At 75.1% G+C, this 22536-nt stretch carries 18 protein-coding genes; 8 read left to right on the top strand and 10 right to left on the bottom strand.

The window, feature by feature from the left end:
• Positions 1-62: 62 nt before the first annotated feature.
• The 3 genes from ACFC2L_RS01625 to ACFC2L_RS01615 form a co-directional block, all read right to left on the bottom strand.
• Positions 63-1208 carry a glycerol dehydrogenase gene (locus ACFC2L_RS01625; protein ID WP_375822486.1) on the bottom strand — a complete coding sequence of 382 codons (1146 nt, stop codon included), beginning with the start codon at positions 1206-1208 and terminating at the stop codon, positions 63-65.
• A 145-nt stretch (positions 1209-1353) separates the two neighbouring features.
• The gene (locus ACFC2L_RS01620; protein ID WP_375822485.1) at positions 1354-2091 is read right to left on the bottom strand and encodes a hypothetical protein; all 738 of its coding nucleotides are present in this window, start codon (positions 2089-2091) and stop codon (positions 1354-1356) included.
• A complete protein-coding gene (locus ACFC2L_RS01615) occupies positions 2088-2588 on the bottom strand; it encodes a PadR family transcriptional regulator (protein ID WP_375822484.1) in 501 nt (166 codons plus the stop codon). Before ACFC2L_RS01615 ends, ACFC2L_RS01620 begins: the two co-directional genes overlap by 4 nt.
• A 92-nt stretch (positions 2589-2680) precedes the next feature.
• Between ACFC2L_RS01615 and ACFC2L_RS01610 the strand changes: the two genes are divergently transcribed.
• Together ACFC2L_RS01610 and ACFC2L_RS01605 are read left to right on the top strand one after the other, a co-directional pair.
• Complete coding sequence (locus ACFC2L_RS01610) at positions 2681-3235, top strand: MarR family winged helix-turn-helix transcriptional regulator (RefSeq protein ID WP_375822483.1); 555 nt, start codon at positions 2681-2683, stop codon at positions 3233-3235.
• 1 nt (position 3236) lies between these two features.
• Entirely contained in the window at positions 3237-4628 is a 1392-nt protein-coding gene (locus ACFC2L_RS01605) for an MFS transporter (protein WP_375822482.1), read from the top strand.
• Positions 4629-4695: 67 nt separating this feature from the next.
• Here ACFC2L_RS01605 and ACFC2L_RS01600 read toward each other — a convergent pair whose 3' ends face one another.
• Positions 4696-7362, bottom strand: a complete 2667-nt coding sequence (locus ACFC2L_RS01600) for an ABC transporter permease (protein ID WP_375822481.1) — start codon at positions 7360-7362, stop codon at positions 4696-4698.
• On the bottom strand, positions 7359-8231 hold the full coding sequence (locus ACFC2L_RS01595) for an ABC transporter ATP-binding protein (protein WP_375822480.1): 873 nt from the start codon (positions 8229-8231) through the stop codon (positions 7359-7361). Before ACFC2L_RS01595 ends, ACFC2L_RS01600 begins: the two co-directional genes overlap by 4 nt.
• A 137-nt stretch (positions 8232-8368) precedes the next feature.
• Between ACFC2L_RS01595 and ACFC2L_RS01590 the strand changes: the two genes are divergently transcribed.
• A complete protein-coding gene (locus tag ACFC2L_RS01590; protein WP_375822479.1) occupies positions 8369-9451 on the top strand; it encodes a Gfo/Idh/MocA family protein in 1083 nt (360 codons plus the stop codon).
• An 87-nt stretch (positions 9452-9538) separates the two neighbouring features.
• On the opposite strand, the gene ACFC2L_RS01585 is transcribed toward ACFC2L_RS01590, so the two are convergent.
• On the bottom strand, positions 9539-9715 hold the full coding sequence (locus ACFC2L_RS01585; protein ID WP_375822478.1) for a hypothetical protein: 177 nt from the start codon (positions 9713-9715) through the stop codon (positions 9539-9541).
• Positions 9716-9836: 121 nt separating this feature from the next.
• On the opposite strand from ACFC2L_RS01585, the gene ACFC2L_RS01580 reads away from it, so the two are divergent.
• Positions 9837-10352 carry a MarR family winged helix-turn-helix transcriptional regulator gene (locus ACFC2L_RS01580; protein ID WP_375822477.1) on the top strand — a complete coding sequence of 172 codons (516 nt, stop codon included), beginning with the start codon at positions 9837-9839 and terminating at the stop codon, positions 10350-10352.
• A gap of 88 nt (positions 10353-10440) precedes the next feature.
• Here the strand turns inward: ACFC2L_RS01580 and ACFC2L_RS01575 are convergent, their stop codons facing one another.
• Positions 10441-11148, bottom strand: coding sequence for an HAD family hydrolase (locus ACFC2L_RS01575; protein ID WP_375822476.1), 708 nt, complete (start codon positions 11146-11148; stop codon positions 10441-10443).
• Positions 11149-11206: 58 nt separating this feature from the next.
• Between ACFC2L_RS01575 and tmk the strand changes: the two genes are divergently transcribed.
• The 3 genes from tmk (at position 11207) to ACFC2L_RS01560 (ending at position 18923) form a co-directional block, all read left to right on the top strand.
• Positions 11207-11962, top strand: coding sequence for a dTMP kinase (tmk, locus tag ACFC2L_RS01570; protein ID WP_375822475.1), 756 nt, complete (start codon positions 11207-11209; stop codon positions 11960-11962).
• A complete protein-coding gene (locus tag ACFC2L_RS01565; protein WP_375822474.1) occupies positions 11959-13095 on the top strand; it encodes a DNA polymerase III subunit delta' in 1137 nt (378 codons plus the stop codon). The genes tmk and ACFC2L_RS01565 overlap by 4 nt, the downstream gene beginning before the upstream one ends.
• Positions 13096-13265: 170 nt before the next feature.
• Positions 13266-18923: a PKD domain-containing protein gene (locus ACFC2L_RS01560; protein WP_375822473.1), complete on the top strand. Its 5658-nt coding sequence runs from the start codon at positions 13266-13268 to the stop codon at positions 18921-18923.
• A gap of 1 nt (position 18924) precedes the next feature.
• Here ACFC2L_RS01560 and ACFC2L_RS01555 read toward each other — a convergent pair whose 3' ends face one another.
• The 3 genes from ACFC2L_RS01555 to ACFC2L_RS01545 form a co-directional block, all read right to left on the bottom strand.
• Positions 18925-19926 (bottom strand): TIGR03557 family F420-dependent LLM class oxidoreductase, encoded by a 1002-nt coding sequence (locus ACFC2L_RS01555; RefSeq protein ID WP_375822472.1) that lies wholly within the window; start codon positions 19924-19926, stop codon positions 18925-18927.
• An 86-nt stretch (positions 19927-20012) separates the two neighbouring features.
• Positions 20013-20387: an SHOCT domain-containing protein gene (locus tag ACFC2L_RS01550; RefSeq protein ID WP_375822471.1), complete on the bottom strand. Its 375-nt coding sequence runs from the start codon at positions 20385-20387 to the stop codon at positions 20013-20015.
• A 150-nt stretch (positions 20388-20537) separates the two neighbouring features.
• Positions 20538-21782 (bottom strand): low temperature requirement protein A, encoded by a 1245-nt coding sequence (locus tag ACFC2L_RS01545; RefSeq protein WP_375822470.1) that lies wholly within the window; start codon positions 21780-21782, stop codon positions 20538-20540.
• A 129-nt stretch (positions 21783-21911) separates the two neighbouring features.
• On the opposite strand from ACFC2L_RS01545, the gene ACFC2L_RS01540 reads away from it, so the two are divergent.
• The gene (locus ACFC2L_RS01540) at positions 21912-22505 is read left to right on the top strand and encodes a hypothetical protein (RefSeq protein ID WP_375822469.1); all 594 of its coding nucleotides are present in this window, start codon (positions 21912-21914) and stop codon (positions 22503-22505) included.
• Positions 22506-22536 lie beyond the last annotated feature (31 nt).

Below are 22536 nucleotides of genomic sequence, written 5' to 3'. Positions count from 1 at the left end.
TCTGGTCGTCCTCTCCCGGGCCGGGCCCCTCCGGCGACGGGGGCCTGGGGCCGTGGGAACGGTCAGTGCGCGGTGTGCTCGACCGGCTCGGGGAGGCCCGCCTCGGCGCGGACGCGGCGGGAGAAGCCCTCGATGGAGCGCAGGGCGTCGACGAGCTCCGGCACGCGCACGGGGAACGGCATGGCGTGGATCGTCTCGCCCTCCGCGGTGGCGGCCTCCGCGACGCGCGTGAGGTCGTGCACGTCGTCGGCGGTCAGTCCGATCTCGGTGAGCGTGTTCGGCAGGCCGACGCGCGTCGTGAAGCGCACGAACTCCTCGATCTCCTCGGTCGGTGCACCCTCCAGCACGAGCTGCGTCACGGAGCCGATGTTCACCTTCTGGCCGTGCGTGAGCCCGTGCGTCTGGGGCGCCGCGGTGAGGCCGTTGTGGATCGCGTGCGCGGCGGCGAGGCCGCCGGACTCGAAGCCCAGCCCGGACAGGAGCGTGTTCGCCTCGACGACCTTCTCGACCGCGGGCGTCACGAGGTGGTCCTTCACCGCGTCGATCGCGGGCAGCGCGTTCTCCCAGAGGATGTCCCACGAGAGCTGCGCGAGCGCCGTGCCCGTGACGAGCGGGAGGCCGCCGGCCATGGTCGACGCGTTCGCCTCGGCGACGGCGCGCGCCTCGATCCACGTCGCGAGCGCGTCGCCGACGCCGGCGACGAGGAACTTCACGGGCGCGTTCGCGACGAGGCCCGTGTCGACGAGCACGAGGTCCGGGTTGTGCGGGAAGAACCGGTACTCCTCGAACGCGCCGTCCTCGGTGTAGATGACGGACAGGGCGGAGCAGGGGGCGTCGGTGGACGCGACGGTCGGCACGGAGACCCAGCGGATGCCACGCAGGTGGCCCGCGGCCTTCACGGCGTCGATCGTCGAGCCGCCGCCGATGCCGACGATCACGTCGGCGCCGAGCTCGTCGATCTCGCGCGCGAGCCGGTCGACCTCCGCGGCGGTGGCGTACGTGCCGAACCCGGTGCGGTGCCGGGGGAGGTCCTGGTCCTGGAAGGACACGGCGACCGTGTCCTGGACGATGCCCCACACGACGTCGTCGGCGACGAGCAGCGGCTTCGTGCCGATCGGTCGGACGAACTCGCTGAGCCGCGTGAGCGCACCGCGGGCCTGGACGTAGCGCAGCGGGCTGATGAGCGTGCGGACGGGAACCTCGGACATCGTGGCCTCCTGTGGAGTCGGTGGGTCGCCGTCGGGCGCGCCGCAGCCGTGCGAGGCCGGTGCCCGCCGGCCTTCCCCACCGTGGCACGCGGCCCGGGGGACCACCACCGGGACGCCGGGGTGCGTGACCTTGGTCCCGCCCGGGTCAGCGGGCCAGCAGCGCGATCGTGCCGAGCACGACCGTCACGGCGGGCAGGAGCAGCACGCCCCAGCGCCCGGTGCGGTCGGTGCGGGCGTGCGGCGCGTCGTCGAGCGGGTCGACGACGGGGTCTCCCGAGCCCTGCTCGCGCAGGCCCCAGACGGTCCCCACGACGAGCGCGACGGCGGCCGCGACCAGGACCGGGACCGCGGGGAGGGTCGCGACCGGGGTGCGCAGCGTGACCGCGACGGCCACGAGGGCGCCCGTCACGACCATGTTCCCGAGGACGGCCGGCACGGGGTGGGCGAGGGCGGCGCGCAGCAGCCGGTCGCCGGCGCGCCACAGCCCGACGAAGCCCGCGAGCGCGGCCACGAGGACGAGCAGCATCCCGGCGGGGACCACGAGGGTGCCGCCGTCGAGCGCGGGTCGCAGCGACCACAGCACGCCGAGCATCCCGACCGTCTGCACGGCGGAGGCGGCCACCGTGCGGCCGATCGAGGAGCTCGACTGCGCGGGGTCCTCGGGCAGGTCGAGCGAGCGCGCGTATGCCACGGGATCGCCGAACGTCTCCTGCGCGGTCTCGCCGGAGTCGACGACGTGCGCGTCCACCTCGGCAAGCACCGCGCCGATGCGCGCTCCCGCGACGCCCTGGAGCCGCAGCTCCAGCAGGAGCGCCTCGGCCCAGCGCGGGTCGACGTGCGGCGCGTGGCGGCGCTCGATCGTGTAGCGGGTCGTGTCGCTCATCGGGGGGTCCTTCTCGGGGTGAGGTCGGGAGGGGGTGCGTCTGCCGGGATCGCGCCCGGCTCCGGGACGGGTCCTGGGCCCGGAGCGGGGTCCGGGCGCGCCCCCGCGTGCGGGGCGAGGCTCGCGGCCGGGCGAGCGCCGTCCGGCGAGGGCGTGCCGGAAGGGCCCGCGACGAGGGTGCTCGCCGCGGTCGTCACGGCGTCCCAGCGGGAGGTCGCGTCGGCGAGCGCGGCGCGACCCTGGTCCGTGACGGCGTAGTACCGACGGCTCGGCCCGCGCTCGCCCTGGTGCCAGGAGGTCGCGACGAGGCCGTCGTCCTCCAGGCGCTGCAGCAGCGGGTAGAGCGTGCCGCCCTTCACGGTGCCGAGGCCCGCGTCGGCGAGGGACCGTGTGATCGCGTAGCCGTAGGTGGGGCCGTGGGTCGCGACGACCGCCAGCACGCACAGCGGGAGCACGCCGCGCAGGAGCTCGCGGTCGAGCCGCTCGTCGAACCTCATGACTAGACAGTACGGCTATCTAGTTAGGGCGGCAACCTAGTGACGCCTCGGACAGGTGCCCACAATCGCATGAGTGCTGTTATAACAGTGCTATGACTTCTCAGGACCCGACCACGGTCCCCGGCCGATGGGACTCCCTGCACGCCGTGCTTCGACGCCTCGACGACGAGATCGGCACGGTCTACACCGACCGAGGCATCGAGGGCGTGCGGTCGCGGTTCGTCTACCCGCTGATCCGGCTCGCGCACACCGGCCCCCTGACCATCCGTGAGCTCGCGGAGTCGCTCGGGCGGACGCACTCGGCGATGAGCCAGACCGTCACGGCCATGCGGCGCGAGGGACTGGTCGAGACGGAGCCCGGCCTGGACGCCCGGACGCGCCGGGTCGCGCTCACCGAGAAGGCTCGCGCGCTCGTCCCGCTCCTGGAGGCGGAGTGGCGCGCGACGGAGGAGTCCGTCGCCGAGATCGACGACGAGCTGCCGCACGCGTTGAGCGCCGTCGTGGTCGAGCTGGAGCGCGTCCTCGCCCGCCGCTCGCTGCGCGCGCGGCTCGTGGATCGGCTCGACGCGGCGGGCTACCCCCTGCCGGTGGGAGCCGCCGAAACCGCGGGATCCGGTACCGACGCCGCCCCGCCCGAGGATCGCTGAGGTGCGCGACCACGTCCTCGACGTCCGTCCTCTGCGCTCCAGCCGCGCATACCGCGACCTCTGGGCCGGGTCCGCCGTCGGCGGGCTGGGGTTCCAGGTCGCGAGCGTCGCGGTGCTGCTCCAGGTCTGGGAGCTCACGCACAGCCCGCTGTGGACGGGCACGATCGGTCTCGCCACGGCCGTCCCGCTCCTCACGCTCGGGCTCGTGGGCGGTCACCTGGCCGACGTCCACGACCGGCGGACGATCATGCGGCTCGCCGCGGCCGGGCAGGTGCTCGCCGCGGTCGGGCTCGTGGCGCAGGCCGTCGCGGGCAACCGGTCCGTGTGGCTGCTCCTCGGCCTCGTGAGCCTCGGCGCCGCGTGCAACGCGCTGGGCTCCCCGGCCCGGCGCACGGTGCCGCCGCGCCTGCTCCCGCCCGACCAGGTCGCCGCGGGGCTGGCCCTGCAGAACCTCGCGTTCCAGGTCGCGATGCTGGTCGGCCCGGCGCTCGCCGGTCTGGTGGTCGCGCGCTGGGACGTCGCGGCGGCGTACGGGCTCCAGGCCGTGGCGGCGGTCGTCGCCCTGCTCGGGCTCGTGCGCCTCCCGCCGCTTCCGCCGGGCGGCCCTTCAGCGGCGCCGCCGGGACCGTCCGACGCCGTGGCCGCCGTCATCCCCGTCGGAGCACCTGGCGACGACCGTGCGGCGGGGGAGGAGCAGGCCGTGCCGACCGTGCCGACCGCGCCGACCGCGCTGACGGGGCCGGCCGCGCCGACCGGACGCGCGCCGCGCCGTCGGGCCGCCGCCGGCGGGTGGTCGATCGTGTGGCGCCGGCCGACCCTGCGCGGGTCGTTCGCGACCGACGTCGCGGCGACGGTGCTCGCGATGCCGATCTCGCTCTTCCCGCTCGTCAACGAGCTCCGGTTCGACGGCGACCCGCGCACCCTCGGGCTGTTCCTCTCGGCCGTCGCGGTGGGCGGGATCGGGGCGGGCCTGTTCTCGGGTGCGGTGACCCGGGCGCCGCGGGCCGGCGCGCTCCAGCTCGCCGCCGCGGCGACGTGGGGTGTCGCGCTCGCCGGGTTCGGCCTCGCGGGCCCGCTGTGGCTCGCGCTGGGCTGCCTCGTCGTCGCGGGCGCCGCCGACACGGTGAGCGTCGTGACCCGGGGCGCGCTCGTCCAGCTCGAGACGCCGGACGAGTTCCGCGGGCGCGTGTCGTCGGTCGAGCACGTCGTGGGCGTCGCGGGGCCGGAGGTCGGCAACTTCCGCGGCGGCCTGCTCGCGTCGCTCACGTCCGCTCCGGTCGCCCTGGCGGTGGGCGGACTGGCGGCGAGCGCCGTCGTCGGGCTGGTCGCCTGGCGCAACGCCCCGCTCCGCCGCTACCGCACCCCGGCCCCGGAACCGGTCCCCGTCCGCTGAGTGCTGGGTACGTGTCGTGCTGACGGCACCGGGACGACGAACACCCAGCTCTCAGCGGGCGAGGGGGTCAGTCGACCGTGACCGCGTCGAGAACCGGGAGGCGGGCGGCACGGATCGCGGGCCAGACGCTCGCGACGAGGCCGATCACCACGGCGACGCCGAGGATCGCGAGGACCTGGCCCCAGGGGACCGCGAGCGTGCTCAGGCCCTCGTCGGCGAGCACGCCGGGCAGCGCGGCGCCGATCCCGATGCCCGTCGCGACGCCCAGCACCGTGCCGTAGACCGCGGTGAGCACCGACTCGATCGCGATGACGCCCGCGAGCTGGAGGCGGCCGAGCCCGACGGCGCGCAGCAGCCCGATCTCGCGCGTGCGCTCGATGATCGACAGCGCGAGCGTGTTGACGATCCCGAGCAGCGCGATGACGATCGACAGCGCGAGCAGCGCGTAGAGGATCACGAGCACCTGGTTCACCTGGTCGGCGAACGCGGAGGCGGTGTCCTCGCGGTCGAGCACCGTGACGACGAGGAACGGCTCGACGGCGGTCGTCAGCGCCGCGCGCAGGTCCTCCACCTCGGCGGGGGGCGCGCCCTCCGCGGCCGAGACGTAGACGATCCGGACGCTCGCCTGCGCGGCGGGCACGACGGCGTCGAACACGTCGTCGCGCACGAGGATCCCGGTCCCGACGAGCTGGCTGTCGATCACCGCGCCCACGCGCGCCTCGACCGCGGCGTCCCCCTCGTCGAGGTGCAGCGTGTCGCCCACCTCCCAGCCGCGCTCGCGCGCGGTGCGCCGGTGCACGACGACGTCCCCCGCCTCGAGCGTCGCCGTCGGGTCTCCCGCGAGCGCCACGGGGTCCAGGGCGGTGTCGAAGAAGCCGGCGGGCACGCCCGCGACGTCGGTCCCGCGGGCCTCGGCGGCACCCGACCCGTCGTCGGACCCGGTGGTCCCGGTCCCGGCGGGGTCGACCGTCGCGACGGGCGCGAGGCCGAGGCGCACGGTGTCGACGACCGCGGCGCCGGGCGTCGCCGTCACGGCGTCGACCGCACCGTCGGGGACCACGAGGGTCGCGGAGTCGACGACGAGGTCGGCCCGCACCTCGTTCTCGACGATGCTGCGGACGGACGCCTGGGTCGAGGCCGCGATGACGCCCGTGACCGACACGAGCGCCATGCCGATGAGCAGGGCGCCCGCGGTGCTCGCGGTGCGGCGCGGGTTGCGCGTCACGTTGCCGCGCGCGAGACGCCCCAGGGGCCGCAGCGCGACGACGAGCGGCCACGCGAGCACGGTGAGCACGCCGCGCGCGACGGCCGGGGACCCGACGAGCACGCCGACGAGCACGAGCCCGGCGCCGACGCCGAGCAGCACGCGCGGGCTGAGGTCGTCGACCCACGCCCACCCGGTCGGGGCGTCGGCGACCGACGACCCGAGGAACGCGGCGAGCCACAGGACCCCGGCGCCCACCGCGACGAGCACGACCCCGCCGACGGCCCGGACGCCGGTCCCGCGGTCCGGGGCGACGTCGTCGCGCATCGCCTGGACGGGCGGGATCGCCGCGGCGCGCCGCGCGGGCAGGACCGCGGCGAGCAGGCTGACGACCGCGCCCAGCCCGACGGCCGCGACGACCTGCGGCGCGCCGAGCGGCACCCGACCGGAGAACTCCATGCCCGCGAGGGCGAGGCCCCACCGGATGACGCGCACCAGACCGGCCCCGGCGAGCACCCCCAGCCCGCCCCCCACGAGACCCACGACGAGCGCCTGCACGAGCACCGACGTGAACACCTGACCGGGTGACGCGCCGAGCGCGCGCAGGAGCGCGAGCTCGCGCAAGCGTTCGCGCACCGACATGGCGAACGTGTTCGCGATGATGAACGCGCCGACGAACAGCGCGATCGCCGCGAACACGAGCAGGAACGTCTCGACGAAGCCGAGCACCTCCTCGACGGCCTCGCTCGCCTCGGCGCGCGCCTGCTCGCCGGTCACGGCCTCGGCGCCGTCGGGCAGCACGTCGCCGACGCGCTGGGCGAGCGCGTCCTCGTCGACCGACTCGGACGACGGCGTCGCCCAGACCGCGAGCTGCGGCACCATCCCGTCGGGCGCGAACACGTCGCGCGCGGTCTCCCCGTCGATCCCGACGAGCACCGCGCCCGCCGCGGCGGCCTCGATCCCGAAGACGCCGGACACGGTCACGGGCGTGGGCTCGCCGCCCAGCACGACCGTCGTCGCGTCACCGGTCGACAGCCCCGCCGTCTCCGCGGCGCTCTGCTCGAGCACGATCTCGCCCGGCCCGGGCCACGCGCCGTCGAGCAGGGTGAGGCTCGGGTCCTCGGGGTCGATCGAGAACGCCGTGCTGGGCGGTCCCGTCGTCACGACGGCGGTCCCGTCGGCCGCGACGAGCACGACCGGCCCGGAGACGTCCGGCACGGCGCGCGCGACGCCGTCGACCGCCTCGACCTGTCCCGCGAGGTCGGCGGAGACGAGCGTGCGGTCGCCCGCGAACCCGTTCCCGCCGCTCCCGCCGCCCGGGCCGGTCGCGTCCCCGGTGACCTCCTGCGACCCGCGCACGTAGACGTCGGCGGTGAGCGTCGTCGCGATGATGTCGTCGAACGTCGAGGAGAGCATGCCGCGGAACGCGAACGTGCCCACGACGAACGCGACGCCGAGCGTCACGGCGAGCACCGAGAGCACGAACCGCACGACGTGCGCGCGCACGCCCCGCAGCGCGACGCGGATCATGCCGGGTCGGCCGGGGCCGCGTGCCGCCCGACGGGCGCCGCCGGCCCGGCCGAGGTCGTGGGCCCGGCGGCCGGCCCGGCCGGAGGGCCGTCGTCGTCCGCCGCGAGCGCGAGGGCGTCGAGGATGTCCTGCTGCGTGGGGTCGTGCAGCTCGCCCGCGAGGCGGCCGTCGGCGAGGAACACGACGCGGTGCGCGTACGACGCCGCGCGCGGGTCGTGCGTGACCATGACGACGGTCTGGTCGAGCTCGTCCACGGAGCGGCGCAGGAACGCCAGCACCTCGCCGGCCGAGCGCGAGTCGAGGTTGCCGGTCGGCTCGTCGGCGAACACGATCGACGGCCGCGAGACCAGCGCCCGCGCGCACGCGACGCGCTGCTGCTGCCCGCCGGAGAGCTCGGACGGGCGGTGGTGCAGGCGGTCGCGCAGCCCGACGGAGTCGACGACCTCGTCGAACCAGGCCCGGTCCACGTGCGTGCGCGCGATGTCGAGGGGGAGCGTGATGTTCTCCGCCGCGGTGAGCGTGGGGACGAGGTTGTACGCCTGGAAGACGAACCCGACGCGCGTGCGGCGCAGCGCCGTGAGGCGCCGCTGCGACATCCGGCTGATCTCCTGCCCGTCGATCACGACGCTCCCGGAGGTCGGCGAGTCCAGGCCCGCCAGGCAGTGCATGAGCGTCGACTTGCCCGAGCCGGACGGGCCCATGATCGCGGTGAGCCGCCCGCGCGCGAAGTCGACGTCGACGCCGTCGAGCGCGCGCACCGCCGTCGTGCCGGACCCGTAGACCTTGACGAGCCCGCGGGCGCTCGCGCGCGCCTCGGGCACGTCCGGGGTGTCGGTCGGCGCGTCGGTCCGGGGCGCGGGGGACGTCATGGTCCCCATCGTGGCGCGCCGGGCCGCACGCCGCACCACCCGCACGGGGGAGATGTCGTCCCGCGGGGTCGCACGTCTCCCCGAGGTTCCGTGGACACCTCGGCGTGGGAGCGATCCCACCGGGATAGCGTGGGCCCATGAGCATCGAGGCCCAGGCGGCTGCCGAGAACTCGGCACGACTCGCCGTCCACCCCGTCCCCGACCTGACCGCCGACGTGACCGGCACGGTCCCCGACCCGCGCAGCGCGCCGTCGATCCGCTGGGGCATCCTCGGGGCGGGCGGCATCGCGTCGTCGTTCGCCGAGGCGGTGCGCCTGCACACCCAGGGTCGGGTCGCGTCCGTCGGCTCGCGCGACCGTGTCCGCGCGGAGCGCTTCGCGACCGCGCACGGCGTCCCGACGACGCACCACGGCTACCAGGAGCTCGTCGAGGACCCGCAGGTCGACGTCGTCTACGTCGCGACGCCGCACTCCCACCACCGCGAGCACGCGCTCCTCGCCATCGCCGCGGGCAAGCACGTGCTCGTGGAGAAGGCGTTCACGCGCAACGCGGCGGAGGCCGTCGAGGTGCTCGACGCCGCGCGCGCGGCCGGCGTGTTCGTCATGGAGGCCATGTGGACGCGGTTCCTGCCGCACGTGGCCGCGCTGCGCGGGGTGATCGCGCGCGGGGAGATCGGCGACGTCGTCAACCTCAGCGCCGACCACGGGCAGTGGTTCGCGTACGACCCGGTGCACCGGCTCTACGCGCCCGAGCTCGCGGGCGGCGCGCTGCTCGACCTGGGCGTGTACCCGGTGTCGTTCGCGCACGACCTGCTGGGCGCGCCGTCGTCGGTCACCGCGGTGGGCGCGCTCACGGAGACGGGCGTCGACGGGCAGGTGAGCGTCGTGCTCGGCTACGGCGACACGCAGGCGACGCTCTCCACGACGCTGTGGTCGCGCACGGCCACGACGGCCGTGATCTCGGGGACCGCGGGGCGCATCGAGGTCGAGGGGAACTTCTACGCACCGACGTCGTTCCGCGTGGTCCGGCACGACGGCTCGTCCTGGTACTACGACGGGTTCACGGGCGAGGGCAAGCAGTACCAGGCGGCCGAGGTCGCGCGCCGCGTCGCCGCGGGTGAGACGCAGAGCCCACGCATGTCGTGGGACTCGACGCTCGAGGTCATGCGCACGCTCGACGAGGTCCGCCGCCAGATCGGGGTCGTGTACCCCGGGGAGTGAGGCTGCCGGCGCGAGATCGACCCGAGCGCCCGAGATCGACCCTCGGTGGGTCGATCTGGGGACGCTCGGGTCGATCTCGCGGGGGTGTCAGTCGGTGTGCTCGACGACGTAGCTGCGGCCGTCCGGGCCCGTCACGCGTTCGAAGCGGGTCTTCAGGTCCTGGTCGCGTTCGCGTTCCGCGTCGGAGACGCCTCGGCCGTCGGCGTCATGGCGCCCGACCTGGGCGGGGCCGAAGATCGGGAGGAAGCCCTCGGTGATGCGCATGCCGAGCGTGCGCCTGTCGTTCTTCCGCGCCACGGTGTCCTCCGCTGCAGGTCTCGTCAGATGATTGGTGCACCAATCATTGGTGTACCAAGAATAACGCGATCCTCGGTACGATGGCGCCATGGCGGGTGGTGAGGTCGACACGACGGTCGAGGGGACGGTCGCGCAGGGCGCGGCCACGCTGTTCGCCGACCCCCTCGCGCTGGAGGCGCAGGTCTGCTTCGCGCTCTCCGCGGGCGCGCGCGGCATGGTCGCGCTGTACCGTCCGCTGCTCGAGCCGCTCGGCATCACGCACCCGCAGTACCTCGTGCTCCTCGCGCTCTGGCAGGACGACGCCGCGGGCACGACCTCGACCGTCGGCGACCTCGCCGCGCGCCTGCACCTCGACGCCGGGACGCTCTCGCCGCTCCTCAAGCGGCTCGAGGCGCTCGGCTACGTGCGCCGGTCGCGCTCGCCCGACGACGGCCGTCAGGTGCGCGTGACCCTCACCGCCGAGGGCCGCGCCCGCCGCCGCGACGCCGAGCGCATCCCGCCGTCGATCGTCGCCGCCACGGGGCTCAGCCTCGACGAGCTCGCCGAGGTCCACGCCGCGGCGTCGAAGGTCGTCACGGCCGCGCTGCGCGCCGGCGTCTACTGACGAACGTGCGCCTGCAGCCTGCCGACCACGCGGTCGTGGCTCGTCAGGGGGCGAGGGTGGGAGGCGCCCCCCCTGTTCGGCGGGGTGGTCAGGCGTCGGTGACGCGGACGCCGTCGGGGTCCACGACGAAGCGGACCGCAGCCAGGCCCGTCGCCAGGGCGTCCGGGGCGGGGGACGCCGTCGCGAGCTCGTCGGCCGAGTGGGTGCCGGTCACGGCGAGCGTCGTGCAGCCCGCGGCACGCGCTGCGGCGATCCCCGCCGGGGCGTCCTCGACGACGAGGCAGCGCGCCGGGTCGACGCCCAGGCGCTCCGCGCCGAGCAGGAACGGGTCCGGGTCGGGCTTGCCGCGCGCGACGTCGTCGGCCGTCACGACGACCGACGGCGCGGCGAGACCCGACGCCGCGATGCGGACCGCCGCCAGCGGGCGCGTGCACGACGTGACGATCGCCTGCCGCGCCTGCGGCAGCGTGGCGAGCGCGTCGCGCGTCCCGGGCAGGATCGTCACGCCGTCGGTGTCCTCGAGCTCGAGCTCGTGGATGCGCTCGAACGCGGCTTCCACGCGGTCGGCGGGCAGCAGGGTCGCGATGAGGGTGCGGGCAGGGGTCCCGTGGGGGATCTGGAAGTCGTCGGGGTCGGGGAGCCCGTGCTCGGACGCCATCCGGCGCCAGCTCCGGTTCACGGCCGGGACGGAGTCGATGAGCGTGCCGTCCATGTCGAACAGGACGGCGTCGAACGTGCGTCCGGCGAACGCGACGCCGGGAGAGGGCAGGGGGCGGGCGGCAACGGGGTCGGGCATGCCTCGAGGCTAGCCCGCGGCCGCACCCGTGTCCGACGGCGCGGATAGGGTGGACGCCGTGAGCGCACCCGGGTACTTCATCTCGTTCGAGGGCGGCGACGGCGTCGGCAAGTCCACCCAGTCCCGCCTGCTCGGGCAGTGGCTCGGCGAGCTCACGGGGCGCGAGGTCGTGCTGACGCGCGAGCCCGGCGGCACCGAGCTCGGCAAGGAGCTGCGCGCCGCTGTGCTCCACGGGCAGGACATGGACCCGCGCACGGAGGCGCTCATCTACGCCGCGGACCGCGCGCACCACGTCGCGAGCCTCGTGCGCCCGGCCCTCGAGCGCGGCGCGGTGGTCGTGACGGACCGCTACCTCGACTCCTCGGTCGCGTACCAGGCGGGCGGTCGCGAGCTCGGCGCGGACGAGGTCGAGCTCATCTCGCGCTGGGCCGTGCAGGACCTCATGCCGGACGTCACGATCCTGCTCGACCTCGACCCGGCCGTGGCCGGGGCGCGGATCCGGCGACAGCACGACCGGCTGGAGCGTGCCGGAGCGGAGTTCCACCGCCGCACGCGCGACGCGTTCCTCGCGCGCGCCGCGGCGGACCCGGAGCGCTGGGTCGTGCTCGACGCCGCCGCCTCGGTCGACGACCTGCAGGCGCAGATCCGCGTCGACGTCGCGGCCCGGCTCGAGCTCACGCCGGTCGTGGAGGAGGCGGAGGACACCGTCGCTGCAGACCCGGACGACGGCTTCGACGACACGGACAGCGCGATCGGCTACGAGCCCGGCTCGGGGATCGGGGCCGGGCCCGCGACGGGGAGCGGGGCGGCGTGACCGTCTGGGACGACGTCGTCGGTCAGGACCAGGCCGTCGAGGTGCTCCGCACCGCCGCGACGGACCCCGCCGCGATGACGCACGCGTGGCTGCTCACCGGCCCGCCCGGGTCCGGCCGCTCCAACGCGGCGCGCGCGTTCGCCGCCGCGCTGCAGTGCGAGCAGGGCGGCTGCGGGCGCTGCCAGGCGTGCCGCACGACGCTCGCCGGGACCCACCCCGACGTCACGCTCGTCGCGACCGAGCTCGTCACGATCAAGATCGACGAGGTGCGTGACCTCGTGACGGTCGCGAGCCGCAGCCCGTCCCAGGGCCGACGGCGCGTGATCGTCGTCGAGGACGCCGACCGCATGGCCGAGCGCACGACGAACGTGCTGCTCAAGGCGATCGAGGAGCCCGCCCCCCACACGGTGTGGATCCTCTGCGCGCCGAGCCCGCAGGACGTGCTCGTGACCATCCGTTCGCGGTGCCGTGGCGTCGTGCTCCGCGTGCCGCCCGTCGAGGCCGTGGCCGGGCTGCTGGTCCAGCGCGACGGCGTCGACGAGCGCGTCGCGCTCGTCGCGGCCCGGGCGGCGCAGAGCCACATCGGGCTCGCGCGCCGGCTGGCCCGCGACGCGGGGGCCCGCGACCGGCGGACGTCGGTGCTCTCGCTCGCGCGCCGCGTCCGCGGGGTGGGCGACGCCGTGCTGGCGGCGGGAGAGCTCGTGGACCTCGCGCAGGCCGAGGCGAAGGCCGCGACCGAGGAGCGCGACGCGGCCGAGAAGGCCGAGCTGCTGCGCGCGCTCGGCGTCGCCGACGGCGAGACCCTCCCGCCGCGCCTGCGGTCCCAGCTCCGCGACCTCGAGGCCGACCAGAAGCGGCGCGCGACCCGGCACCAGCGCGACGTGCTCGACCGCGCGATGGTCGACCTGCTGTCCCTCTACCGGGACGTGCTCGTCGTGCAGCTCGGGGCGGAGGTCGAGCTCGTCAACGTCGAGCTCGCCGAGGCGGTGCGCACGCTGGCCGAGGACTCCACGCCGGAGCAGACCGTGCGGCGGATGGACGCGATCGGCGTCGCGCGCGAGCGGCTCGAGGGCAACGTCGCGCCGCTGCTCGCCGTCGAGGCGATGGTCATCGCGCTGCGCCCCCAGGGCTGAGCCGGCCCTTCCCCGGCATGCCCGCGCACGCGGCGCAGCGCTGCTCGGGACGAGCGATTTCACCCGCCGCTCGCCTGTTGCTGGGTGTTTCCTGAGAGCGGCCGCCGGTAGGGTTCCTCGCGCGTACACCCGTCACCCGGGACGGGGACGAGCAGAGGGGGCACGACGACGTGAGCACCTGGCGGAGCGCCACGGCGGCACTGACGGCGACGCTGCTGGGGGTGGGCCTCGTGACCGCCGGCGCGGTCCCGGCACAGGCGGACGCCACGGGGTACTGGGGTCTGGAAGGTGTCTACGGCCCGAACCAGACGGTCCTGGCGAGCGGTGCCCTGACCCGCGACTGCGACTTCATCTACACGGCGTCTGACGTGTACGTCGTCCCGAGCGGGACCGTGTCCACGGGCAGCGGCCTGTCGGACGTCTCCGGCACGCCGAACACGATCCAGAGCGCGATGCTCGGCAGCGCGTTCATCGACGAGGTGCTGGCGATCACCCAGCCGTCGGGCACGCTCGGGCCGGGCACGTACGACGTCGTCGAGGACACGTGCCAGAACGGCGTGTTCGACGGTTCGGACACGATCCTGCGCGAGGCGTTCAGCGTCCGCTTCCCGTCTGACGTCCCGCCGCTCCCCGACCCCGCGATCGCGGCGATGAAGGCCGGCGCGACCGATCAGGCCGAGCACTGGCGCACCGCGGCCTACGCGTACGCGGCGCTCCTGTCCGCGCACATCGGGTACTCCATGGCGTCCGGCTTCACGGGTCCGGGCCTGGGCGGCAAGCTCGTGAACTTCTACCTCACGTACGTGTGCCTGGCGATCCCCACGCCCTACCCGGCCGACTGGTACTGCCCCACGGTGGGCGTCAACCTCATGACCGAGCTGTACGTCGGCGTCGTCCTGACCATCCTCAACCAGTCCGACCACTACGCCGGGATCGCCGCCGACCCGCCGGACCCCGACTTCGTCGGGCCCGCCCTCGTCGGCCCGGTCGACACCTTCCCGGCACCGCTGGGCGACCCGCTCGACGCTGCGACCGCGGCGTGGGCCGACACCACCGGAGAAGGCGCGGCGCTCAGCGCGGCGTTCCTCGGCGCGCTCGAGAAGTACCAGGGCGCGCAGGAGGCCGGCGACGCGGCGGCGGCCCTCATGCACGCACGCGCGATCGAGGGGTACGCCCGCGACCTGCAGCACGTGATGGCGGCTCAGGACGCGGCAGCGGACGAGCTCCTGCGGGTCGAGGCGGAGCTCGGCGCGGACCTCGATGCGACGCTCGCGACGCTCGCGGCCGAGCAGGCGGCGATCGCGGCGGACGGCATCGCGTCGGACGACGCGCGGGAGCTGCGCAACGCCGGCCTCGACGCCGCGGGGGTTGCCGCCCTGGAGAACGCGATCGTCGGCCTCGACCTGGACAACCCGGCGGGGAGCCTCGACGCGCTCGTCGCCGGGCAGAAGGCCGCCAACGCCTCGATGACCGCCGCCTTCGACGAGGTGGCCACGGGCGTGGGAGCGCTGGTCCCCGCGCTCGAGGCGGCCGTCGCGGGCTCCGGCGGCTCCCCGTACCCTGTGGTCGACGCGGGCGGCACGCACACGGCCACCGCCGGGACCGCGGTGACGCTCACCGCGACGTGCGCGACGTGCACGGAGGTCGCGTGGGACCTCGACGCCGACGGTGAGCACGACGACGCGACGGGCACGAGCGTCGTCGGGACGTTCGACCGCGCGGGCAGCGCCGTCGTGAGCGTGCGGGGGACCGACGCGGCCGGGCGCAGGTCGGTCGACCTCGCCCACGTCGACGTCGCCGCGCTCGACGGCCCGGCGCTCGTGGCGGTCGACCCGCCGACGGACGACCTCGTGCGGGTCCCCGTGGGGACGACCCGCACGTTCCGGGCCGACGCGCCGGGCTCGACCGTCGACTGGGACGTCGACGGCACCCCCGTGGGCACGGGCACGACGTACGACCACGTGCCGGCCGCCGCCCCCGACTCGACGATCGCGAACGTGCGCGCGGTCGTGACCACCGCGGAGGGCGCGACGCGCGCGCTGCGGTGGCGCGTGCTCGCGGTGCACCCCGACGCCGACGGCGACGGGTGGACCGCCAACGTCGACTGCGACGACGCCGACGCGTCGGCGCGACCGGACGGGGTCGAGGTCCCCGGCAACGGCAGGGACGACGACTGCGACCCCGCGACGCCCGACGTCGGGCCCCCCGTCGCGCGCTTCGTCGTCGAGCCGGAGCCCGCGATCGTCGGGGAGGCCGCCGTCCTGCGCGACACCACCGTGGCGAGCGCGGGCGGGGCTCCCGTCGCCTGGTCGTGGGACGTCGACGGGGACGGTTCGGCCGACTACACGACCGAGCGTCCGGAGCACACGTTCGCCGCGCGCGGGACCGTCCCGGTGACGCTGGAGGTGGTCGACGGTGCGGGCCTGGGCGACACGGTCACGCGCGACGTCGTCGTCACCGACCGCCCCGTCGCCCGGTTCGAGGTCTCCCCGGTCGAGCCCGCCCCCGGCCAGCCGGTGCAGCTCGTCGACGGGTCGACGGACGCCGACGGCGTCGTCCGGCACGAGTGGGACCTCGACCACGACGGCACGACGTTCGACGTCGACAGCACGGACGCCTCGCCCACGGTGACGTTCGACCGCACGAGGACGGTCGCGCTGCGCGTGACGGACGCGCTGGGCGTGGTCTCGCACGTCGTGACGGGCGAGGTGCGCGTCGTCGGCCCGCCGGCAGCGTCCTTCGTCCCGCGACCCGCGGGCGGGGGCACGGACGTCGCGCTCACCGCGCACGGCGGCGTGCTCGCGGAGGTGTCGAGCGAGTGGTCGTCGACGTACGCGGGCGTCGAGATGATCGACGTCGACTACCCGAGCACGGAGCGACCCTGGCGGACGGCGAACGGCGCCGTGACGAACCAGCACGCGACCGTGCGGCTCGACCGGACGTACCTCGTCGACCGCGTCGAGGTCCGCTCGTCGTACTCGCGCGCGACCCGTCCGGTGAACGTCCGGGTCGGCGCGGCGGCAGCCGAGTCCGACGCGTTCACCACCGTTGCCGAGGCCGTGCTCGCGGACGACTCGGGTCTCCAGGTCGTCGAGCTCGACGCGCCCGTCGCGGCGGACCGCGTGCGCTACGAGGCGCTCGACAACCGGGGCGGTTCTTCGATCGCCACCGACGAGCTGCGCGTCGTCACCGGACAGGTGGGCGACGCCACCGTGACGTTCGAGGACCGCTCCACGGACCCGGACGGGACCGTCGTGGCGTGGGAGTGGGACTTCGGGGACGGGAGCACGTCGGCCGAGCGCGAGCCGACGCACACCTACGCCGCGCCGGGGACGTACGTCGTCACGCTCACCGTCACGGACGACGCGGGCGAGCGGGGCACGACGACGCTCGAGCAGACGGTCGTGGGCCCGCTGCAGGCGGAGGTCACGGCGCCCGCGCGGACCGTGGAGGGGACGTCCGTCCGGATCGAGGACACGACCGTCCCGCAGGACGCGGCGATCGTCGAGCGCGCGTGGGACTTCGGGGACGGGAGCCGGACGACCGGGACCACCGCCCCCTCCCACGTGTTCCCGGACGACGGCACGTACGAGGTGACGATGTCGGTCCGCGACACGCGCGGACGCACGTCGTCCGCGACGACGACCGTGACGGTGTCCAACGCCGCGCCCACCGTGTCCGCGGGCGCGGACACCACGGTGCGCCTCCTCGACGGCTGGGCCCCGGCGGCCTCCGTCGCGGACCCCGGGAGCACCGACGCACGGTCGCTCGAGTGCGTGTGGGACCGCGGCGACGGAACGGTCGAGCGGCTCAGCCCGTGCACGACGTCGACCGTGCGCGCCCGCTACGACTACGCGACCGCCGGCACGTACACCGCGACGCTCACCGTGACGGACAAGGACGGGGCGACCGCGAGCGACAGCACGGTCGTGACGGTCGAGCGACGTCCGGCCTACGTCAGCGCGCACGTGGTTCCGGGGACCGAGTCCCGTGGCCACGTCACGGCCCGGGCGGTCCTGTGGGACCGCGCCACGTGGGAGCCGCTCGCGGGCCGCGTGGTGACGCTCGGGACCGCCGGCCGGGAGGTCGAGGCCGAGACGGACGAGCACGGCGTCGCCGAGGCGCGCGTGCCGCTGGAGGACGACCGCGACCTCGTCTCCCGGTACGCCGGTGACGCCGTGCACGCGGCGGCGCAGGACGCGGACTCGGTACCGCGCGTGCCGCAGCCGCCGGGAGACGTCCTGTTCCTCGTGGACGAGTCGGGCAGCATGGGCGGCTACCAGGCCGCCGTGCGCGCCCACGTCCTCCTCATCGCGAGCGAGCTGGCGCGCGGGATCGACTACCAGATCGGTCTCGTGGGCTTCGGCGCCGACGGCCAGGACTACCTGCCCCACACCCACCTGCCCGCGACGGACGAGCTGACCGACGTCGAGGCGGCGCTCGCCGGCCTGCGGACCAGCGGCGGGACCGAGCCGGGGATCGATGCGGTCGTCCACGCGCTGGAACCTGGTACGGGCCTGCGCCCCGAGGCGGCGACGTGCCTCGTGCTCGTCGGTGACGAGAGCACGCAGCGCGCGAGCGCGACGGTCGAGGACGCGCGTGCCGCGCTCGAGGAGCACGAGGCGGTCCTCTTCGCCATCGTCTCGCCCGGCGCGTCGACGCAGGACTACCAGGACCTCGCGACGGGCAGCGGCGGAGCGGTCTTCGACATCGCGGCGTTCGGCCGCGACCCGCAGCCGGTCCTCGAGTCCCTGTCGCGCTCGTGCGTCACGGCCGTCACGGAGCGTCCTGACCTCGTCACGACCGTCGACGACGGACGTGACCGCGTCGCTGCGGGCGAGCACGTGACGTACACCGTGACGGTGGAGAACCAGGGCGCGGCCGACGCGACGGGCGTCGAGATCACCGCCGCGCTCCCCGAGGGGCTCGAGCTCGTCGGCGCATCCGATGCCGGCGAGCACGACGCGCCGGGAAGCGTCGGCGGGATGCTCACGTGGCACGACCGGACGGTCGCCGCCGGAGCGACGGCCCGCGTCACGTTCGTCGCGCGCGTCGTCGGTCCGCAGGAGGTCGACGCGCCGGTGACGGTACGCGCCGAGGCGTGGGACGACGGCGCGAGCGGCGCCGACCTGACCCCCGCCAACAACGCCGCGGAGGACGTGGACACCGTCGCACGACCGTCGACACTCACGGTGGTGACCGCGGTGGAGACGGCCGACGGGGAGCCCGCTCGCCTCGTCGGGCCGTCCGCCCTGGCGACGCGCTCCGCCGTTCCCACGGCCGGAGGGCTCACCCTCGCCGTGCCGTCGCCCGTGCTCGAGGCGGACGTCCTCGACGTACCGCTCGGGACGGCCGTCGTCGTCCGCGACCGCGACGGGCGGACCGTCGCGGCGGCACCGCCGCTCGCCCTCCCGGGGAGCCGGCACGTGCTCGTCCCCGGGGCGTACGCCGTCGCGGTCGAGCCTGCGGTCGACGGGTACACCGTGCGGTTCGCCGACGCGTGCGCCGCGGACGGTGCCGTGGACGTCCCGCTCGAGGCCGACGTGACGTGCACCGTCACGCTGGTCGAGGCGCCGGCGCCGGCGCCGGCACCGGTACCGGGACCAGCACCAGGACCAGCGCCGGCACCGGACGACCCGGTGGCCGGGGCGCCCGGCGGCCCGCCGGTGTCCGCACCGGCTCCCGGTCTCGCGGCACCGCCGTCGCAGGGCCCGACCGGCGGGCTCGCGACGACCGGCGCGTCGGTGGCCGTCGTCCTGGTGCTCGCCGTGTTCGCCGTGCTCGCCGGCTCGGTGCTCGTGCTCCGCCGGAGGACGACGGGAGACTGAGCTACGCGCCGCGGGTGTCGGTCGGGCTCGCGGCGCGGAGCCTCTCCAGCAGCGGTCCCGCGGCCTGGTCGAGGAACTCGCGCTGACCGACCTCACCGACCTGGACGAGCGCGAGGTCGGTGAACCCTGCCTCCCACCAGGCCGCGGCGGCCTCGACGATCGCGTCGAGGTCCGGGCCGCACGGGATCGCCTCGGCGACGTCCTCGGGCCGGACGAACTGGCTCGCGGCCTCGAACGCCTCGGTCGTGGGCAGGTCGGCGTTCACGCGCCACCCGCCCACGGACCAGCGGAACTGCTCGTGCGCGCGCGCCACGGCGACGTCCGCGTCGGGGTCCCAGCAGATCGGCATCTGCCCGACGACGCGCGACGGCGCGAGGTCCGCGCGGTCCCGGACCCCCGCCCACCGCCGGACGACGTCGGCGTCGGGCTCGGTGGTCACGAGGTGGTCGGCCAGCGGGGCGAACCGCTCGACCGACTGCGGACCCGAGACGGCGACGCCGATCTCCACGGTCTCGTCGGGGAGGTCCCACAGCCGGGCCGAGTCGACGCGGTAGTGCACGCCCTCGAACGTGAGGCGCTCGCCGTCGAGCAGCGACCGGATGATCTCCACGGCCTCCTCGAGCATGTCGTGCCGCTCGCCGACCGCGGGCCAGCGCTCACCCGCGACGTGCTCGTTGAGGTTCTCCCCGGCGCCGAGGCCGAGCGTGAAGCGGTCGTCGGAGAGGAGGGCGACCGTCGCGGCCTTCTGCGCGACCACGGCCGGGTGGTAGCGCAGGAGGGGGCAGGTCACGTACGTCATGAGCCCGACGCGCTCCGTCGCCTGGGCGACCGCGCCGAGCACCGACCACGCGTACGGGGAGTGGCCCTGGGCGTCGAGCCACGGGAAGTAGTGGTCGCTCATCACCTCGAACTCGAAGCCGACGCGCTCCGCGTCGACCGCGTGCTCGACGAGCGCGCGCGGGCCGGACTGCTCGGTCATGAGGGTGTAGCCGAAGCGGGTCATGCCTCGATCGTGGGACGGGCCGGTCGCACCCGCACGCGGGTGCGACCGGCCCGTCCGGTCACGCGAGGCCCGTCAGACGAGGCCCGTCAGGCGAGCGCCTTCGCCTTGAGCTGCGCGAACTCCTCGGGGGAGATCGCCCCGGAGTCCAGGAGCGACTTCGCGTGCGTGATCTGCTCGGCCGGCGACGTGGTCGCGACCTGGCGGATGTACGCGTCGGTGTCCTGCTTCGCCTGGACGACCGCGGCCGCCTGCCGCTCCGCCATGCCGCGCCCGCGCGCGATGAGGTAGACGAGCGACGTCAGGATCGGCAGGAAGATGAGGAAGATGATCCACACGGCCTTCCACCAGCCCGAGAGCTCCCGGTCACGGAACAGGTCCGCGATGATCTGGAAGAGCACGATGAGGTAGGCGATGAAGAAGAAGCTCCAGACGAGGAGCCAGAAGAAGTCCCAGAAGTCCACGGTCGCGCCCTTTCTCGACGGATCCCCGTACCCGGAGCACGGCCGGCTGCCGCGCACCTTGAGGGCGAACCTAGCGACGATGGGGGGTTCGCGCCCGGCGAGAGCCGGGTGAAGCGCACGAACGGGCCGTACGTCGTCTCTCGGGGCGGATCACCCGGGTTCCTCCGTCGCCACCCGACGACGAGCCCGCACGACGTCGCCGACGATGACCGCGAGCAGGATGCCGTCGGTGACCCAGTTGAGCGCGAGCGGCGTGAGCCAGAGGTGCGTCGCGTAGAGCGCGCCGACCGCCGCGGCACCGAGCAGGTGCGGGAGGGACCACGGGCCGCCGGCCGCGCGGCGGAACAGCGCGTTGCCGACGAGGTACGTCGCCGCCGCCCCGCACACGAGCGCGGCGGTCCACGCGTCGGCGTGACCCGCGCCGTCGTGACCCAGCGGGTGCAGCAGGACCAGCTCGTCCGCGACCGCCGTGAGTACGATCCCCGCGACGATGACGAACGGCACGTACGTGTACGCGGTCTGCGCCACCATGCCGCGCTCGTCGCGCGACGTGAAGTACTCGGTCGCGCGCCGCTCGGAGCGGTCGAAGAAGAGCAGCCACATGAGCACCGTGCTCGCGAACGCGGAGCAGAACGCGGAGACGGTCGTCGCGTCGAGCGGCAGCTCCGCGAACGCCGCGCCCGTGACGATGATCGACTCGCCCAGGCAGATGATGACGAACAGGCTCACGCGCTCGGCCATGTGCTCGCCCCGCACGACCCACGTGCTCGCGCGCGACGCGCCGAGCCACGGCAGCCAGAACATCGCGCGCGGGCCCGCCAGGTCGATCACGCACGCGACCGCCCACAGCACGAGCCGCTGCTCCTCGACGAGCGCCCCCGCGACCCACAGGCTGCCCGAGACGACGAACCACGTGGTGATGCGGACGAAGTTCACCGCGTTCTCCGGCCAGACCCGGCCCAGGGCGACGAGCACGAACGCGCTGCGCCCCACCTGCATCGTCACGAGCATCACCGCGAACAGCAGGGCCTTGTCGCCGAACGCCTCCGGGATGGCGCTCGCGAGCACCAGGCCGAGCAGCATGAGGACGACGAGCATCGCCCGCACGGGGACGCGCTCGGGGTCGAGCCAGTTGGTGGCCCACATCGTGAAGACCCACACCCACCACACCGCGACGCCCAGGACGAGCGTGTGCACGAGGGTCTCGGCGCCCGGGTGGGCGATGAGGCCGTGCGAGAGCTGCGTGACCGCGAAGACGAACACCAGGTCGAAGAAGAGCTCGACGTAGCCGACGCGGCTCGAGTCGCCGCCGTCGCCGTGTCTCCGGAGGTCCGTGCGCAGGCCCCAGGACAGCGGGGCGGACCCGGTGCCGGGCGTCGTGAGCGGAGCGTCCATGCTGGGATGCTCCCACCGGCACCGGGTCACCGTCCGGTCACGATCGCCCGGCGCGTCGCGGTTCGCCGCGCACGACCGCCCACCAGGGCCCACGATGGTCGCGCCACCGTCGCCGACCGAGGAGTGCTCATGGTTCCCGTCCGCCGCCCCGTCTCCCGGACGGTTCGCACCGCGTCCGCGCTCTCGCTCGTCCTCGCGGTCGGCCTGCTGGGGGCGTGCGCCTCCGAGACCGACGGCGGCGGGGACGACGCGTCCGCCTCCGAGGAGTCCACCGCGCCGAGCGACGACGCGTCCGAGGAGCCGTCGGACGACGCCTCCGAGGAGGAGGGCCTGCCCGACGCCGGGACGATGGACGTCGTGGCGGGTGCGCACGGCACGGGCCTGCCGCCCGGCGTCGACGCGCCGACCGAGGGCGGGACGGGCGCCGCGTGGAGCGCGGAGCCCGGGCTGCTGTTCGTCGTGACGTACGGGTCGAGCACGTGCCCCGTGCTCGCGGAGGACGAGGCCGCGGTCCAGGGCGGCGACGTCGTCGTGACGTTCGTCGAGATCGCCCCGGACACGCCCTGCACGATGGACTACGTGCCGTCGACGTCCGTGGTCGGGGTCCCCGACGACGTGGACGCGAGCGGCGAGGTGAGCGTCGTCCTCGGCGACCGCGGGACCGTCGTCGTGCCGCCCGCGGCGGACGGCACGACCGGCGAGTCCGCCTGGGTCGAGGAGTAGCCGCCCCAGCGGTGAAGAGCGCGTGAAAGGA

This window comes from Cellulosimicrobium sp. NPDC055967 (genome assembly GCF_042269845.1).
Classification (GTDB): domain Bacteria; phylum Actinomycetota; class Actinomycetes; order Actinomycetales; family Cellulomonadaceae; genus Cellulosimicrobium.
The sequence above is the reverse complement of the archived record's forward strand: the minus strand, read 5'-3'. Positions and strand labels throughout refer to the sequence as shown.